The sequence below is a fragment of the Streptococcus pseudopneumoniae genome (assembly GCF_001072375.1).
GTDB classification, from domain to species: domain Bacteria; phylum Bacillota; class Bacilli; order Lactobacillales; family Streptococcaceae; genus Streptococcus; species Streptococcus pseudopneumoniae_L.
Genome location: NZ_JVKV01000019.1, coordinates 1 through 15578, shown reverse-complemented (window position 1 = coordinate 15578; position 15578 = coordinate 1). Strand labels below are relative to the sequence as shown.

The following is a 15578-nucleotide window of genomic DNA, read 5'->3' as shown; positions in this document are numbered from 1 at the left end:
AGGCGACGCTGACGTGGTTTGAAGAGATTTTCGAAGAGTATTAATTTTTATCCAGATTGCGTAACATCTCGTCAATCTTATAAATCCATAATTTCTTTTTTCTTTCGATTAAACTCTTCCTGAGATAATATATCTGCATCTAAAAGTGATTTGAGTTTAGTTAGAGCTTCGATTTGCTCATCAAAAGATAAACTTGGTTTAGTTGCTTTTTCATCTAACTGTTGTGCCATATTCATACCAAAAATCATCCCCGCACCATCTCCTAGCCCATGTTGTTCGATCCCTGATGCGACTTTTTGTTGTGCAGCAATATTAGAAGCTTTCTGCGATACATCATCAAAGGCCTTTAAATTCATCTTATTTGATGAAAAGTTCTTAACTAATTCCTTAGATTCTGGTGAGAATTCTATATTAGCAATAGCAACTTTTATAATTTCAAACCCAAAACGATCTTTCCAAGTACCAGCATACTGTTCATCATTCGATACTTGTTCTGCAAGTACTGATGCTTGTGATGGTAGTTGTGAGATACGATAAGTTGTTGATAACGAATTAAGGGCAACGGTAAAGGATTGAAGAAATTCCGTGACTATCTGAGCCCTTGCTTGAGCACTATCAAAGCTATAGTAGGTTACATTTGCAGGAAGGAAATTTTTTACAAACTTGATAGCATCCGTAATTTGAATAGAAAAAGTTCCAAAAGCGCGTACTTCTAAGTCTGTTCCATAAAACAAGTCGTTATACATAACCGGACCACGAGTACCAAACCTAATATCGCGAATTTCTCTCAAATTGACAAAACAAATCTGTTTTTGCTGATCACTTTGTCCGCCAAATCCAACACGATTAACAACATTATCAAACAGTGATTTTTTTATCCCATCACCATTAAAAACACTACTCTCCCCATTTTGATATTCATATCCACCTGGTTCAGTGATAATTTCTTCTATTCCAGACTGACTAAAAATAAAAGCAGCAGTATTTTCAGGAATAAATATCTTAGACCCATTTGAAATGACACCTATAGACCCTTGACTATTAACTCCTCTACCATTATTGCTGACTTGAAGAACACCCGGACTTACAGCTGTATGTTCATCAAAAGCCTGAACTGTAATAATCTCCTTCCATTGATCTGCAAAAGTACCACTAATTGAATCTGTAAATGCTTTAATTATTCCCATATTTCATCTCCTACAAGGTCTGTTCCATATCACAAAAACTACATTTGACAGTTTGTTTTACGGTTCCAGACAGAGGAGCTCCACAAAAACTGCATTTAGTAGATAGTTTCTCTGGTTCTGCATCCTTAATACCAAGCCCTGCTTTGAAAGTGTCAAACGTATCTTTTAGAGTCTCTGCCAAAATTTCTACACCAAATAAGCTATTATCACCCAAGGTTGCAAAGTTGCTTGTATCACCAGAGATTAATTTAATAATATTTGTTGCCCACTTTTCAGTATCCTTAGTATTAGAGAATGAGAAGATAACTTGTCCACCATTATAATAGATTTCTAATCGTTTCATACCATTGGATTTTGTAACTGAAACTTGTGGTTTCCCCTCAAAAACCTTAATTTGGTTAATTGGTATAATAGTTTGATCTTTTTTTCCTCCAAAAATACCTTTTTTGATATGTATCAAGTGTAGATTTGTTAAAATTAATTCATCTGTAGACAAACCATTTTTCCCAAAACTCACATGATCACTATTCATAACCATGTATTCATGAGGTAACAATTGATAGTCCATCCCGAACTCCATTCTTATTTTTAAAGACTAGCTTTCCATTGTTCTACTTGTTCGTGTAGAGAATCACGATATTCCTTTAAAAACTTAATTATTTCCTCTTTTCCTTGAATAGGTGCTTTCTTCAATGGACCATATTGTTTTTTCTGTTCTTCCATTTCTTTTTTAGTACTATCTTTTAATTCTTGGATAGAAGCACTATCTTCTAAAACAGTTCCCTTAAAGGCTTCATCTGCTTCGGTATAGTAATTATTAACAATTTTCTCATACATAGTCAAATAATCTTCATAAGTTTTGATAGATTCAATTGTCTCATCACTGACATCTTGTGGATTAAAGTCACTAGAACCTAATTTATCTTTTGCTTTATCTAAAAATCCTTTTTTCCCAGAACTTTCTGTTTTACTATCACTAGATGAATTACTTGTTTTTTCAGACAGAGAACTACAAGCAACTAGAGTAGAAACAGACAGACATAATAAAGCTAAACGACAAACTTTTTTTACATTATTCATTAATAGAATCTCCTTTTATTTATGAAATTATCATATCATATTTCCTAAAAAAAAAAAGCATTTTCTGATTAGCAAACATTTTATAAATACAGAATCTCATTTTTAAAAGAATATTTTTCCATTTTAAATTCCAGCTATTTTCCACACAAAAAAGAGGGTTGTCCCTCTTTCTGCTTAATTTTTATCCAGATTGCGTAGCATTTCGTCAATCTTGTTTCCATATTCGATGGATTCGTCTTTGACGAAAGTTAAGTCTGGAATTTTGTACAATTTCAAATTGCGACCAAGTTCACGTTTGATAGTGCCAGTTGCTTTTTCAAGCCCGACTTGAGCTTTCTGATTATCTGAGGCAAGATTACTCAAAATAGTGTAGTAAACCTTAGCCATAGATAAATCACCTAGCATCTGAACATCAGTGATAGTCACACCTTGGACACGCGGATCACGGACTTTCTTTTGCAAAATCTCATTGACTTCGCGCTTGATTTCCATGCCCACACGATCCGTACGGAAATGATTTGCCATGCTTTTTCCTTTCTCTCAATTGAACCAAAAGCTAGGCCAGCAGACCTAGCTATTTTTAAATTTATTGATTTTCAATTCAAATTGAAACGAAGTTCAATTTGAACTTATCTGCTTCTTTCGCCGTGGTGAAAGTGATTGTACTGATAATTCAGTTCAATCACTGGGGATTTTTGAGACTCTAGGCTCAAAAATAAGCAATGAAACCATCGGTTTGCTTGCGTCCCTCACCACCTAAGAAAGGAGCAAAAATCTTATCTCTTGATTTCTTCCATGATATAGGCTTCAATCACATCATCCATCTTGATATCATTGTAGCCGTCAATCATGAGACCACCTTCACGGCCGTTTGTAACTTCTTTAACGTCATCTTTATAGTGTTTCAAGCTAGCTAGGGCACCATCGTAAATAACGACACCATCACGGATGACACGGACTTTAGAGTCACGGGTAACTTTACCGCTGGTAACCATAAATCCACCGATTGTTCCCACTTTAGATACCTTGAAGGTTTCGCGGATGATCGCTTCACCGATAACTTTTTCTTTGAATTCTGGATCAAGCATCCCTTTCATGGCTTCTTCCATCTCTTCAATAACCTTGTAGATGATGCTGTGGAGACGGATTTCTACATCGTCAGCTTCTGCTTGTTGACGAGCTTGTGGTGTAGGGCGTACGTTGAAACCAACGATAAAGGCATTTGAAGCTTCGGCAAGTGTCACGTCAGATTCATTGATAGCACCTACTGCTGAGTGAACAATAGTTACTTTAACACCTTCCACATCAATCTTTTGAAGTGATGCAGAGAGAGCTTCAACAGAACCTTGTACGTCGGCTTTGATGATGACGTTAACAGACTTGAGTTCTCCTGCTTTAAGGGTATCAAAGAGGTTTTCAAGGCTGACACGTTGTGTAGCTTGACGTTGTTTCATGAGGGCACGTTTTGCACGCTCTTCACCAGCTGCACGCGCAGATTTTTCATCTTCGTAAACAGCAAAGTGGTCACCTGCCATTGGCGCTTCATTCAAACCAGTAATCGATACTGGTGTTGATGGGCCTGCAACCTTCACACGACGTCCGAGGTCGTTAGTCATAGCACGGACACGTCCGAAAGTATTTCCGACAACGATTGGATCTTGGACATTCAAAGTACCTTGTTGAACAAGAAGGGTTGCAACTGCACCTTTTCCTTTATCCAAACGAGCTTCGATAACAGTACCGATGGCACGAACTGTTGGATCAGCTTTGAGCTCTTGAATTTCAGCCACAAGTAGAACAGTTTCCAAGAGTTCATCGATATTTTGGTTGAACTTGGCTGAGATTTCTACGAACTCAGAATCTCCACCCCAAGCTGTTGACATAACACCATGTTCAGCCAATTCACCGATCACACGTTCTGGGTTGGCACCTGGTTTATCGATTTTGTTGATAGCTACGATGATTGGAACATTAGCCGCTTTTGAGTGGTTGATGGCTTCGATAGTCTGAGGCATTACCCCGTCATCTGCCGCTACGACCAAGATGGTAATATCGGTAACAGAAGCACCACGCGCACGCATAGAAGTAAAGGCCGCGTGTCCTGGTGTATCAAGGAAGGTAATCTTCTTACCATTTTCTTCGATCTGATAAGCACCGATATGCTGAGTGATACCACCAGCTTCTCCCGTAGCAACACGAGAATTACGAAGGGTATCCAAAAGGGTTGTTTTACCATGGTCAACGTGTCCCATGATCGTTACAACTGGTGGACGCTCTACGAGTTCATCTTCATTGAGATAACCCTCTTCAGCAAAGAAACGTTCGATATCAGCATTGTCCACTTCAACCTTTTGTTTAGCTTCAATACCGTAATCTACCATGAGGAGTTCGATTGTTTCACCGTCCAAGGACTGGTTTTGTGTCGCCATCACACCCATCATGAAGAGTTTCTTAACAATCTCAGCTGGTTCGCGTTTGATACGTTTTGCGATTTCCGCAACGGTCATACCATCTGTATATTCAAATTCTGTTGGCAATTCATGGAACTTACGCTCTGTAACAGGTTTTGGTGCCTGATTACGGTTATTTTGCTTATTGCCTTTTTTATTCTTTTTGTTATTGTTCCAGTTACTATTTCTTTGATTTCTCACTTGATTTTGACTACTTCGATTCTTTTGTTGTTTTCTAGGACCATCTTCTTCGTGATCGTAATCATCACGATCTTTGTCTGGTCGGGCTTGTTTCTTACGACGTGTATCCACTACAGGTTCTTTAGCTGCAGGAGCTACTTCAACTACTGGTTGAACTGGCTGCGCTTGTTCAGCTAACTTAGCAGCTTCTTCAAAGATTTCCTCAGGCTCCTTGCGTTTGTTTGCTTGAGTCAAGGCTTCTTTGGCAGCTTGAGACTGCTTGAAGCGTTCCTCACTTGAACGAGCATATTCTGCATTTTGCTCTGCTTTTAGAGCAGCTGCACGGGCTTTAAAGTCAATGCGTGGGCCTGCTTGATTTGGACGTTTGTCCTCTTGCTGACGGCGATCATTCCCACGATTTTGCTGACCTTGTTGTTTTTTACCTTGATCATTGAATCGACGGTTGTCACGATTGCCTTGACCTTGTTTACCACCATTACGGTTATCATTTTTTTGACGATTTCCATTTTGTTGATGGTCACGATTATTACCCTTATTTTGCTTGCGTCGTTCAGCCTGCTCTTTTGCACGTGCTTCACGCTCAGCCTTAAAGTTTCGACTCTGCGGTTTTGCTGGTGCCACTTTTTCTTCTTTAGGGGCAACAGTTGCTGCTGGTTTTGTCTCTTCCTTAGTGACAACTGGCTTTGGAGCCACAGGTTTCGATTCTACCTTTGGAGCAGGAGCAGGTTTAAAACTTGCTACGATTTTTGAAGCAGCTGCTTCCTCCACACTTGATGAGTGGCTTTTTACATCCAAACCCAACTCTTTTGCACGCGCTACAACTTCTTTACTTTCTTTTCCAAGTTCTTTTGCGATTTCGTACAATCTTTTCTTAGACAAATCATGTCCTCCTCTTCTATTCCATAAGAGACCTCATTTTCTTTGTAAATCCAGCATCTGTCACAGCCAAAACTTTTCTTGATTTTCCGACTGCTATGCTTAATTCCAGTGTTGAAAACACGGTAATAACTTCTACTTGATAATAATGACTTTTATCCTGAATTTTCTTGGCCAGGTTGGGACCAGCATCATGGGCAAGAAATACCAGTTTTACTTTCTGATCTTGAATAGCCTTGACGACCATTTCTTCACCCGAGATGATTTTCCCTGCTCTCTGAGCAAGTCCCAAGAGATTGGCAATTTTTTGTTTATTCAAGTCCTAACTCTCTTCTTTTCACTTTGTGATCGACATAGGCAATCAACTCGTCATAAAAGCTCTCTTCAACTTCCATACTAAAGCTACGGTTAAAGACTTTTTTCTTTTTGGCCTCAAGGGCTTCTGCATTGTCTAGCTTGATATAAGCACCACGACCATTAGCCTTGCCTGTCGGGTCGATAAAGACCTGTCCCTCTTTGTTCTTGACAATACGGAGTAAATCGCGTTTATCAATCACTTCATTGGACACAACAGACTTGCGCAAAGGGATTTTTCTAGTTTTCATCCTTCCCTCCTCTGATCAGCTTTTATTCTTCGACCAATTCGTCTGTTTCTACTTGGTCAGCTTGTTCTGCTGCTTCCATGGCTTCAAACTCACTTGCAGACTTGATATCGATACGGTAGCCAGTCAAATGAGCTGCCAAACGAACGTTTTGTCCACGACGACCGATCGCAAGAGAAAGCTTGTTATCTGGCACAACAACCAAGGCACGTTTACTGTCGTTTTCATCAAAGATAACTTGGTCAACTTCTGCAGGAGCGATAGCGTTGTAGATAAATTCAGCTGGATCGGCTACCCATTCGATAACGTCGATGTTTTCTTCGATTGGAACCATACGGTCGCTCTTGGCATCGTAGCGAGCTGGGTGGAATTTGCTAGTAATTTTCTTGATGTTAGCACCACCACGTCCGACGATTGTCCCGATCGCATCCACGTTTGGATTGTGACTACGAACAGCAACCTTGGTACGGTCACCTGCTTCACGGGCTACACTCATGATTTCAACAGTTCCGTCATAGACTTCTGGAATTTCTTGTTCCATCAAGCGTTTGATCATTTCAGGGTGGCTACGGCTCACAAAGACGTTTACTCCACGAGGATTGTCTTCAACCTTGTAGACATAAACTTCGATACGATCGTGAGAAGCAAAGACTTCACCAGGGATTTGGTCTTGTTTTGATAATTGAGCTTCGATGCTGCCAAGGTTGACATAGATAAAGCGATTGTCAAAACGCTCTACCGTACCAGACATGATTTCTTGCTCATGCTCTTTGTAAGTATTGTAGGTGATGGCACGTGTTTGCTTGCGCATTTTTTCCATGATGGTTTGTTTGGCAGATTGAGCTGCTACACGACCAAACTCACCTGGTGCTTCTTCAAATTTAATCTTGTCCCCAAGCTCGTAAGCTGAGTTAATGGCAAGAGCATCTTTCAAGCTGATTTCCAAACGGCTATCAAATACTTCATCAACAACTTCACGAACAGTATAAACTGTAAAGTCACCTGTCTTTTCGTTGAAATCAATGGCTACACTGTCTGATTGACCATAGCGTCTGCGATAGGCTGAACGAAGTGATTCCACCACTGCATCAATGATGTCTTCTTTTTTGATTCCCTTGTCTTCTTCCAAAATGCGGAAGGCCTCTAGCATTTCTTTACTCATCTTCTATTCACTTTTGAATCTTCAAAAGCTTCCTTTCTTTTACTATAATTTTACTGCTAAACGTGCTTTTGATACCAAACTGTATGGAATCTGGACAGTTTTCTTACGAGTTTTATCCATATATTCCATAGTCAACTCATCCTCTTCAAAGGCTAGCAAGGTTCCTTCAAAGACCTTTTGCTTATCGATGGCTTGGTAAAGTCCAACATGGATGTATTTCCCAACCGCTCCAGCGACTGCTTCCTTGGTTTTCAAAGGACGCTCCAAGCCTGGACTGGTGATTTCTAGGAAATATTGTTCTGGGAAGGGATCTGGCTTGATAGTATCTAGGACAGGACTGATAATCTCTGTCAAGTCCGCTGTGTCGTTCAAGGTAATTCCCTCTGGTTTATCTACAAAAATACTAAGAATCATGTCACTGCCAATCTTTCCGTACTCGATATCAACGAGTTCAAAGGGAGCTTCAATGACAGGTTCTACGACTTCTCTTACTAATTCTACGATAGTTGCGATTGCGTCCACCTCCTCATAAGCAAGAGGCGAAGATATTTCCCCGCCTCACTTTCTCATATTCTCACTTATAGTATAGCACTTTTGACTACTTATGTAAAGTATAAGCACTCAGAAGGCTTGATTTTAAGCTTTTTCTTAAAATTCTGCCTCAACTCGATAGATGACCTGACCCTTACTTGAGAATTTTTCTTCATATTCTGTCATGACATTGCCTTCAAAGTCGCTGGCATGCAAGTCCAACCAAACCCCATTGAGCTTCATGCCGTATTGAGAAAAACTCACTAGGCTATATTCAAATAAGCCACGGTTATCTGTCTTGAAATGAATCTCACCGTGTTCAGGCAAGATACGCTTGAAGGTATCCAAGAAACTCTTATAGGTTAGACGACGCTTTTCATGGCGCTTTTTAGGCCACGGATCTGAAAAGTTTAGGTACAAGCGATCAATCTCACCATCTTCAAAGTAGTCGGTCAAATCAGAACCATCAACCCACAACAACTTAATATTGGGTACAGCAACTTCCAAGACCTTGTCCAAGGCATAACTCAAAACAGACTTTTGAATATCAATCCCGATATAGTTGATATTAGGGTTTTGCTTGGCCATACCTGACACAAAGGCTCCCTTACCACTACCAACCTCAACATGGATAGGATTGTCATTTCCAAATAAATCTCGCCATTTTCCTTTGGCTTCTAAAGGATTTAAGACAACATACTGAGGATTAGCCTCTAGTAATTCTGTTGCCCCTTTACGATTTCTAACTCTCATCTCTTCTTTCCATACTTGTCACGGAAGATACGCAAGGCATAAATCTCCCGATTGACATTTTCTAGATCTTCATTTGTATAATATTTGGCAATCTGGCTCAAGAAGGATAACTGAGCATACCAAAATAGTTTGTTGATGACTGTTTGGTTGTATTTGTAACCATAATAAGTCAACCACTCTTTCCACTGATAGTCTGGAATATAGTGACATAGCATATGCGCCACATCAAACATGCGATCCGTTAAACGAACGGAATCCCAATCCACTAAATAAACAAGACCGCTCTCTGTCTCAATCCAATTACTATGTCGTACATCTCCATGAACGATCGTTGCATAATCTTCCCTAAAGTTTGGCAAACTTCCTCGCAAATCCTCTACTACCATTCTTAGATATTGATTGTTCTTCAAGGATTCTGGAGCATCTTTTAACCAAGCCTGAAGCAAGTCAAAAGGTGTTTCTAAAGAATAGCCCAAACGAGTCAATTGCGTCATCAAAGGACGCGAACGATGCAAGCGGCTCAAAATATTGATAATCTGCTTGCGATTCATATCATAAGGGGTCAAAATTTTACCATTCAACCATTCTTGGGCACACATATCACGCCCATCCGATAAACGGCGAGTCCATAATAATTGAGGAGCGATTTGTTCCTTGGCTAAACCAGGTAGGATTGGAGAGGTGTTCATTTTAATAAAGACGCGCTTCCCATTAGGGTAGCTTCCCATATAAGCTTTCCCGCTTTTCCCAGGTATAGGGGTCAGCGTTAGCTCAATATCACCCAAGTCCATTTCTTTCCTCCGTATAAAGTTTCCTTACTATTCTACTAGTTTTTAGGCTATTCGTCAACCAGTCCAGACCTGATTCTCAAATAAAAGCCCTTTATCCAATTTTGTTAAATGAAAAAGGCAAGCAGAGAGATCTGCCTAGCCTTGGTCATTCAATTTTTTTAGCAGTAAATTGTAAGGAAAAAATCTATGCTTAATTTGTTAATTCAAGCTCTTAACTGGTTCTCATCATGCAAATACCCTATGCAAAAAAGTCATGATAAATGGTAAGTTTGCGATGATATTATTAACAATATGAATCGTGTAAGAAGGATAGATAGTCTTTGTATAGCGTGTCAAACCACCAAATATACATCCAACTGCCGTATAAACCAGAAGGTCTAATAGACTAGGAAAACTTGAAAAATGAGGTAAGGCGAAAAAAACCGACGGAAATAGAATATCCAGTCCCCATCTTGAATTCTTAAAGAAGGCATGTTGAAGCAGTCCCCTACATACCAATTCTTCCATCAGAGGCCCTAGTACTATTAAGGTTAGGTAAACTCCGAACTCTGCAAAATTGGTCTTACTATAAGCAATAAACAAATTCCAACCTTCGTTTGTCCCCTGAACATGTTTAGCTGTCAGATAGTTAAAGCTTATAAGAACGACAGCTGCTAACATCGTTAGAACAGAATAACTCAACCACTTTTTCCTAGGGATACGAAAGAGATAAGCATGGCCCGACCTAACCAAGAACCACATCATCAAACCTATAAAGAGAACACTGATGATGTTTCGAATCCAGATAAGATTTCCTACCCAAGACGAGAACTCCCAATAATTTCTCCAAAATTGGGTTGTCCAAGACAACCCGAAAAACAAAAATAAATAGGAAAGAACTGCACTCGTTTTGAAAAGAATAGAATATTTTTTCATAGAAACTCCCTCATAGCTTTGCTATCGTAGCTGCCATCAATTATCATTTAATCCTCCAGTATTCAGTCTCGGTAGCTATCACCATGACTTTGATAAGCCAATACATCTACCCTTGTGTACTTTTGTTGCTGTTAAAAACTTTATATTTTTCATCATCTAGGTAGTTAATTCTTTTCAAAATGATAGACCATCATCCTTTTTCTACCTAATCATTTTATAAAACTTGATAGTCTCGATGAAAAGCCTTGGCAGATACTACTCTATGATTTGTGAGGTCAAGATAATCTCCTGGATAGCCAAGGACATACATACTATAACCAGCAAAACCTCCTCCTGCCGTTCCGACTAGGCCAATTTTGAGATTGGTTGCAAGAGAAGACTGAAGTCCTGCCATTAAAATTCGGACATGATTGTCTAGCCATACTATGTAGTTCTTTTGAAAGGCGTCTTCTACCCAACTTGGTTTCGGTGTATCTTTACCAATTTCCCAAACTTCTACTATTTGATTTTTATATTTTGCTTGCATCTTTTTAATCTTTCTTTCAGAACTCTCACAGGGTTTTTATGTTCTTCTTGCCTGGTCTAGGTGTTACTAGACTATAGATCGTAACAGGAGTACTTACAAGTACAAGAACATTTCTCCAGAGTTCTGTTGAAATCATGAGTACTCTTATACAAAGAACAAGAGATAGCAATATTATTACAACTCGAGCAAATAAATCTAACAATTCGACATACTTTTTCATTTGATTCCTCCATCTATTGATTTCACATCTACCAGATCAGTTCCCTAGTCACTATGACGCTAACTGACCATCCTCTACATTCCTTTGTAAATTTAACCACTGTCAACTACTAGAAGAATGATAAACAATTGTAACAGATATGGACTAAGATAGGCACCGATAGATTTTGACTCTTCTTATAAGCAAAGCCCAGCATCAAACCTCCAAATAGATAATAGAAAAACGAAGGAACATCATAAGGTGCATGCAGGAAAGAGAAGAGAGAGGCAGTCAATACAAGTCCCAACCAAGAATTTTCAAAAACCGCACCTTGAAGGATACCTCTGAAAACAAATTCCTCCAGAATAGGCCCAAAAACTGTCACGCTTGCAATAAAGGATAAGGAAATTCCTGTACTAGTAGCCTCAAGGTGTTGATATCCAGCACCAGAAGAGACTGTAAAAAAACTATAATAACCTATATTTACTAGCACACAAATAAGAAAGCTTCCAATAAAAAGTAGAATTTCTTTCTTCGTTAACCTTCTTAGCGAAACCATATCAAACCATTTCGCATAGGCAATACTCAGTGAAATCCAGAAAGTCTTTGCTATAATAAATAGGTATTCGTTTTGAAAAAAATCTCCTTGATTGATGGTATAACCTACTGTAGTAACTATTATAAAGGCTAAAAATCCAACAAACACAGCATGACATTTATTAAAAATAGCCATAAACACAACCTCTCTCCTTTAAAAGTCGATCAAAATAAGGATGCAAGAATTTTGCATTTTACAGATGATCCTTAGCAGATATTAATTTGAAACTATTCATTCTATTTAGATGATCCATTATAGACCTATAAAACTTCTATGTTCAAGATTCAAAGTGGCTTTTTCTCCATTTTTTTATTGAACTGAACGAAGATATAAACCGAAGCAAAGTATGCTAGCGCATCCATTACATAATACCACTCATTTCCTCTAAGCGGATAAAGACAAGTTTGCATGATTACATACAAGATGACAATCGTAATTATTTTTTTCGCCATAAGAATCACTCCTTTATTTCAGTTTAGCATTGGTATCCTTGTAACTTTTACACACTCAGTATAGCACTGCTTTTTTAGGTTTTGCATCCAAATCTTAAACGGTCGTCAAAAACTCTTAAATTACAAGAATTTCTCTTAAAAAAGACCAGCAGTCTGAAAACACTGCCTGTAAGTTCTTTTGTGAGCTTACTTTTTATAATACTTCAAGCCCCAAATGAGCAGCAGCATGATGATTAAGCAGAGAACAGAAGCAATATAACCAATCAGTTGTTGATAGGATTCTGCCGCCGTCATACCTCTATACAAACCGATAATAGACATAAAACCTGTCAATCCGATGAACATGAGTTGATTGGTTCTAGGATTGACCAACTCATCATCTTCAAACTTTCTCACTCTCATTTCTCTAGTGAGGTAAACAATCACCAAAATAGAAGACAAGTTGATAATCACTAGAAGCAATTGGAAAACCAAGGAAAAATGTAAAAACTGACGAGATAGAAATAAATAAGTAGAGATCAGTACAGGTAACTGCCCTAGGAACAATCTCGCAAGGAAGATGTTCCGTTTTTTAGCAAGAATAGTTTTCATTTCTTTACTCCTTTCTTTTTCATTAAAGCAAAATAGATTATAACTGCAATCAGATAGGCTATGGTATAAAATAAATGATACCAATTACTCTCCCCAAGCGGAGACATGATTAGATACAAGATGAAAATGACAAGTATTTTTTTCTTCATAAGACTTCCCCCTAAATATTTGTTGAGCAAAAACCTTTACACTGCCAGTATAGCACTCCTTTTGACCTTAATTTACCCAAATCATGAATGGTCATCGAAACCTCCTAAATTGTAGAAAAAAAGCAAGCACGAAAAATATGCTTGCCCTAATAAACCATAACCAATCAAAATGCTCTCATCCTTACTTCCCTTTTTTCTGATACATTCTCATGATAGCTAGGACGATAAAGGCTACCCAGCTTGCTAAAACTAGAAGGGTGACGCCTGTATGTAAGATTTCAGGTGTCCTCTCTATTCGGCTGATGAGACGGACTAAGGATATCACTGCCATCTGAATGAGGATCAAGGATTCTGCCCTAACCAATGATGTCTGCTGATTTTCAACTGCATGTAAAAAGGCTGGTAGCAAGACACAGGTTGAAACAATTATAATCAGATTAGCTCCTGTACCTTCTCCTTCGTTGACTAGAGAAAACATGAGAAGATTGGATAGGATGATCAGTAGAGAACAAGCTATAAAATAAGATTTCTGGTTCATTTATTTTTCCTCGAATATTGTAAAAAGTCAGGCTGGATAAGGATAAATCGTTGCAGTGTTTTTCAACCTAAAATGCCACGGTTCTCTTGTTCACACATTCTCTAATCAGAACTTGACAGCAAATGAACCGCCAAAACCTGACGAAAGACTTGATCTTGACAGGTGGTATTGAGACTGGCATTGGGATAACTTTCCACAATCTTCATGACGGTATAGAGACCAACACCTCGGTCCTCCCCTTTAGAACTAACTCCAAAAGAGAAGATTTCAGAAACATCTATACCCTCTTCTTTGATGGAGTTTTCAATGATAAAGGTCTCCTGTGCGCCATTTTTTATAAAGGCGATTGAGACATGAGGTTGACTAGCCTCTGCACTAGCTTCAATGGCATTGTCACAAAGGATAGACACAATAGTCAGAAAATCAAGCAGACTCATACTCTCGACTTGAATCTCCTCAGGAACTTCGACATTAAAGACAATTTCCTTTTCTCTAGCTTTTAGAAATTTGCCTGCTAGGAGACTTTTAAGGGCACGGTCACGAATATTCACCAATCTGCCAAGGTCATATTTATTGTCCTGCAATTTTTGGCTAGAGTCCTTTAAGACGGAGTCGTAGACCTCTTTTATCTGCTCCATATCCTCCTCTTCAATGCCCAGACGTAAGCTGGTCAAGAGGTTGGTATAATCATGACGAAAGCTCCGTACTTCCTTGTAAAGCTCCTCTATATGCCGACTATACCGCTCCATATCTCTGTAACGCAAGTCCTGCTCTTGGTTCAGTCTCTCATGGAGTTTGTCCTTCAAATAGGTATCCAATTTCTTGATAACCCCCATAAAAAAGAGCAAGTAAAACACTAGGATGAGATGGCGCACAGTCTTTGATTGAATACCTTGTTCATATTCAAAGTAAGACAGAGTTTGTATCACCAAATAGTAGGCTCCCATTATCCAGTTAATCTTAGTCAGGGACTTTTGAAAACCTTTATCGAAAATATCTTTTTTCAAGTTAGTGAAATCATAGTCCAACCATTTCAAAAAGACTAGGGAAATGAAGAAATTGAAAATTATTATACATAACCAAGCAAATGAGTAATTGTCATCTATTTGCCCTTGGTCTAAAAACGGAAGCACAAAATAAGAAATACCTCTATGAAAGAGATTCACTAATATCATTGGGAAGAGACCATAAAAGAGGAGGAGTTTTTTAGGAAGTCCTCTTAAAAATAAGAAAGATAAGCCTATGCCGTACAAGGGTTCCATAAAATAAAATAGGTAACTATCTCCTACCATATAATCAATCATTAAAAAAACAAAGGCCAACAGTATCTTAAAAAGAAAGGCCTTAAAAATCCTCTCAAAAGTGATACCAATTCCATCCACCTTAAAGAAAATGACAATTTCTAGCCCATGAGTAACAAGTGTATACAACAATATCCAAGCAATATTCATAAACTCTCCTAGCTCAATGTAAGTTATTAATAGCCTCAGACACCTCCCTGACCTTATAACGTGCGATCAGACAGCTTCCGCCATTGGGAAAGAAAAGGAGTTTTTCTTTCTTATCCAAACGAACTACATTAGTTGGATTGACTAGAAAAGAGCGATGGCACTGCAAGAGACGAGGCTCCTGCTTGAGAACCTCCTCTAAACTCGCCGTAAATTCTAACCTGTCTGTCTTGGTATAGAGAATAACACGATGGGGTCTTGGGGACGTTTCGAGATAGTAGACCTCTTTAAAAGGATACTGAAATTGGGCAAATTTTGATTTAAAGTAAAAGCAATCTTCTGCTAGACTTTTACTGTCTTGACTATTGGCATAGAGGAGGACTGTCTCGATCTGAGATTCAAACTCCTCTGCCGATAAGGCCTTATCAATGTAGTCCAAAGCTGACACTTGGTAGCGAAAGGACAGGGGCATAAACTCCGAGTGAGTTGTCACAAAGACGATCAGGGCATAGGGGTCCCGATCCCGAAT

19 protein-coding genes are annotated in these 15578 nt (G+C 38.8%); all 19 read right to left on the bottom strand.

Translation table 11 applies throughout. The features are described 5' to 3' along the window. Positions 1–77: 77 nt before the first annotated feature. The gene (locus tag ADH31_RS01610) at positions 78–1187 is read right to left on the bottom strand and encodes an SPFH domain-containing protein (protein ID WP_000511358.1); all 1110 of its coding nucleotides are present in this window, start codon (positions 1185–1187) and stop codon (positions 78–80) included. A gap of 10 nt (positions 1188–1197) precedes the next feature. After that, positions 1198–1755 (bottom strand): hypothetical protein, encoded by a 558-nt coding sequence (locus ADH31_RS09650; RefSeq protein ID WP_000386256.1) that lies wholly within the window; start codon positions 1753–1755, stop codon positions 1198–1200. A 20-nt stretch (positions 1756–1775) separates the two neighbouring features. After that, positions 1776–2267: a hypothetical protein gene (locus tag ADH31_RS01600; RefSeq protein ID WP_001067002.1), complete on the bottom strand. Its 492-nt coding sequence runs from the start codon at positions 2265–2267 to the stop codon at positions 1776–1778. 174 nt (positions 2268–2441) lie between these two features. Then, positions 2442–2792 carry a 30S ribosome-binding factor RbfA gene (rbfA, locus tag ADH31_RS01595; protein ID WP_001273596.1) on the bottom strand — a complete coding sequence of 117 codons (351 nt, stop codon included), beginning with the start codon at positions 2790–2792 and terminating at the stop codon, positions 2442–2444. Between the two features lie 251 nt (positions 2793–3043). Beyond that, positions 3044–5797 (bottom strand): translation initiation factor IF-2, encoded by a 2754-nt coding sequence (gene infB / locus ADH31_RS01590; protein ID WP_049508547.1) that lies wholly within the window; start codon positions 5795–5797, stop codon positions 3044–3046. Positions 5798–5813: 16 nt separating this feature from the next. Further along, positions 5814–6113: a YlxQ-related RNA-binding protein gene (locus ADH31_RS01585; RefSeq protein WP_001041383.1), complete on the bottom strand. Its 300-nt coding sequence runs from the start codon at positions 6111–6113 to the stop codon at positions 5814–5816. After that, positions 6106–6399 carry an RNase P modulator RnpM gene (gene rnpM, locus ADH31_RS01580; RefSeq protein ID WP_000857562.1) on the bottom strand — a complete coding sequence of 98 codons (294 nt, stop codon included), beginning with the start codon at positions 6397–6399 and terminating at the stop codon, positions 6106–6108. The genes ADH31_RS01585 and rnpM overlap by 8 nt, the downstream gene beginning before the upstream one ends. A 22-nt stretch (positions 6400–6421) precedes the next feature. Continuing rightward, entirely contained in the window at positions 6422–7558 is a 1137-nt protein-coding gene (gene nusA, locus ADH31_RS01575; protein ID WP_000032287.1) for a transcription termination factor NusA, read from the bottom strand. A gap of 42 nt (positions 7559–7600) precedes the next feature. Beyond that, positions 7601–8080, bottom strand: a complete 480-nt coding sequence (gene rimP / locus ADH31_RS01570; protein WP_000338687.1) for a ribosome maturation factor RimP — start codon at positions 8078–8080, stop codon at positions 7601–7603. Between the two features lie 126 nt (positions 8081–8206). Further along, on the bottom strand, positions 8207–8842 hold the full coding sequence (trmB, locus tag ADH31_RS01565) for a tRNA (guanosine(46)-N7)-methyltransferase TrmB (protein ID WP_049508543.1): 636 nt from the start codon (positions 8840–8842) through the stop codon (positions 8207–8209). Beyond that, positions 8839–9633, bottom strand: a complete 795-nt coding sequence (gene ccrZ, locus ADH31_RS01560) for a cell cycle regulator CcrZ (protein ID WP_049508541.1) — start codon at positions 9631–9633, stop codon at positions 8839–8841. Before ccrZ ends, trmB begins: the two co-directional genes overlap by 4 nt. Positions 9634–9858: 225 nt before the next feature. After that, on the bottom strand, positions 9859–10548 hold the full coding sequence (locus ADH31_RS01555; RefSeq protein ID WP_049508539.1) for a CPBP family intramembrane glutamic endopeptidase: 690 nt from the start codon (positions 10546–10548) through the stop codon (positions 9859–9861). A 214-nt stretch (positions 10549–10762) separates the two neighbouring features. Beyond that, the gene (locus tag ADH31_RS01550; protein ID WP_049508537.1) at positions 10763–11074 is read right to left on the bottom strand and encodes a hypothetical protein; all 312 of its coding nucleotides are present in this window, start codon (positions 11072–11074) and stop codon (positions 10763–10765) included. Positions 11075–11403: 329 nt separating this feature from the next. Then, the gene (locus ADH31_RS01540; RefSeq protein ID WP_049508532.1) at positions 11404–12006 is read right to left on the bottom strand and encodes a CPBP family intramembrane glutamic endopeptidase; all 603 of its coding nucleotides are present in this window, start codon (positions 12004–12006) and stop codon (positions 11404–11406) included. Positions 12007–12155: 149 nt separating this feature from the next. Next, the gene (locus ADH31_RS10020) at positions 12156–12323 is read right to left on the bottom strand and encodes a hypothetical protein (protein ID WP_160312892.1); all 168 of its coding nucleotides are present in this window, start codon (positions 12321–12323) and stop codon (positions 12156–12158) included. A gap of 186 nt (positions 12324–12509) precedes the next feature. Further along, on the bottom strand, positions 12510–12914 hold the full coding sequence (locus ADH31_RS01535) for a hypothetical protein (protein ID WP_049508531.1): 405 nt from the start codon (positions 12912–12914) through the stop codon (positions 12510–12512). A gap of 330 nt (positions 12915–13244) precedes the next feature. Beyond that, positions 13245–13601: a hypothetical protein gene (locus ADH31_RS01525; RefSeq protein WP_049508527.1), complete on the bottom strand. Its 357-nt coding sequence runs from the start codon at positions 13599–13601 to the stop codon at positions 13245–13247. Positions 13602–13702: 101 nt separating this feature from the next. After that, on the bottom strand, positions 13703–15052 hold the full coding sequence (locus tag ADH31_RS01520; protein WP_049508526.1) for a sensor histidine kinase: 1350 nt from the start codon (positions 15050–15052) through the stop codon (positions 13703–13705). A gap of 13 nt (positions 15053–15065) precedes the next feature. Further along, on the bottom strand, positions 15066–15578 hold a 513-nt coding region (locus ADH31_RS01515), incomplete at its 5' end, for a LytR/AlgR family response regulator transcription factor (RefSeq protein ID WP_049508524.1).

Coding starts and splice junctions, on each gene's coding strand:
- ADH31_RS01550 (WP_049508537.1), bottom strand. CDS start 11,074: ATGCAAGCAAAATATAAAAATCAAATAGTAGAAGTTTGGGAAATTGGT.
- ADH31_RS01600 (WP_001067002.1), bottom strand. CDS start 2,267: ATGAATAATGTAAAAAAAGTTTGTCGTTTAGCTTTATTATGTCTGTCT.
- ccrZ (WP_049508541.1), bottom strand. CDS start 9,633: ATGGACTTGGGTGATATTGAGCTAACGCTGACCCCTATACCTGGGAAA.
- ADH31_RS01540 (WP_049508532.1), bottom strand. CDS start 12,006: ATGGCTATTTTTAATAAATGTCATGCTGTGTTTGTTGGATTTTTAGCC.
- ADH31_RS10020 (WP_160312892.1), bottom strand. CDS start 12,323: ATGGCGAAAAAAATAATTACGATTGTCATCTTGTATGTAATCATGCAA.
- ADH31_RS01610 (WP_000511358.1), bottom strand. CDS start 1,187: ATGGGAATAATTAAAGCATTTACAGATTCAATTAGTGGTACTTTTGCA.
- rbfA (WP_001273596.1), bottom strand. CDS start 2,792: ATGGCAAATCATTTCCGTACGGATCGTGTGGGCATGGAAATCAAGCGC.
- ADH31_RS09650 (WP_000386256.1), bottom strand. CDS start 1,755: ATGGACTATCAATTGTTACCTCATGAATACATGGTTATGAATAGTGAT.
- ADH31_RS01520 (WP_049508526.1), bottom strand. CDS start 15,052: ATGAATATTGCTTGGATATTGTTGTATACACTTGTTACTCATGGGCTA.
- ADH31_RS01555 (WP_049508539.1), bottom strand. CDS start 10,548: ATGAAAAAATATTCTATTCTTTTCAAAACGAGTGCAGTTCTTTCCTAT.
- rnpM (WP_000857562.1), bottom strand. CDS start 6,399: ATGAAAACTAGAAAAATCCCTTTGCGCAAGTCTGTTGTGTCCAATGAA.
- trmB (WP_049508543.1), bottom strand. CDS start 8,842: ATGAGAGTTAGAAATCGTAAAGGGGCAACAGAATTACTAGAGGCTAAT.
- nusA (WP_000032287.1), bottom strand. CDS start 7,558: ATGAGTAAAGAAATGCTAGAGGCCTTCCGCATTTTGGAAGAAGACAAG.
- ADH31_RS01525 (WP_049508527.1), bottom strand. CDS start 13,601: ATGAACCAGAAATCTTATTTTATAGCTTGTTCTCTACTGATCATCCTA.
- ADH31_RS01535 (WP_049508531.1), bottom strand. CDS start 12,914: ATGAAAACTATTCTTGCTAAAAAACGGAACATCTTCCTTGCGAGATTG.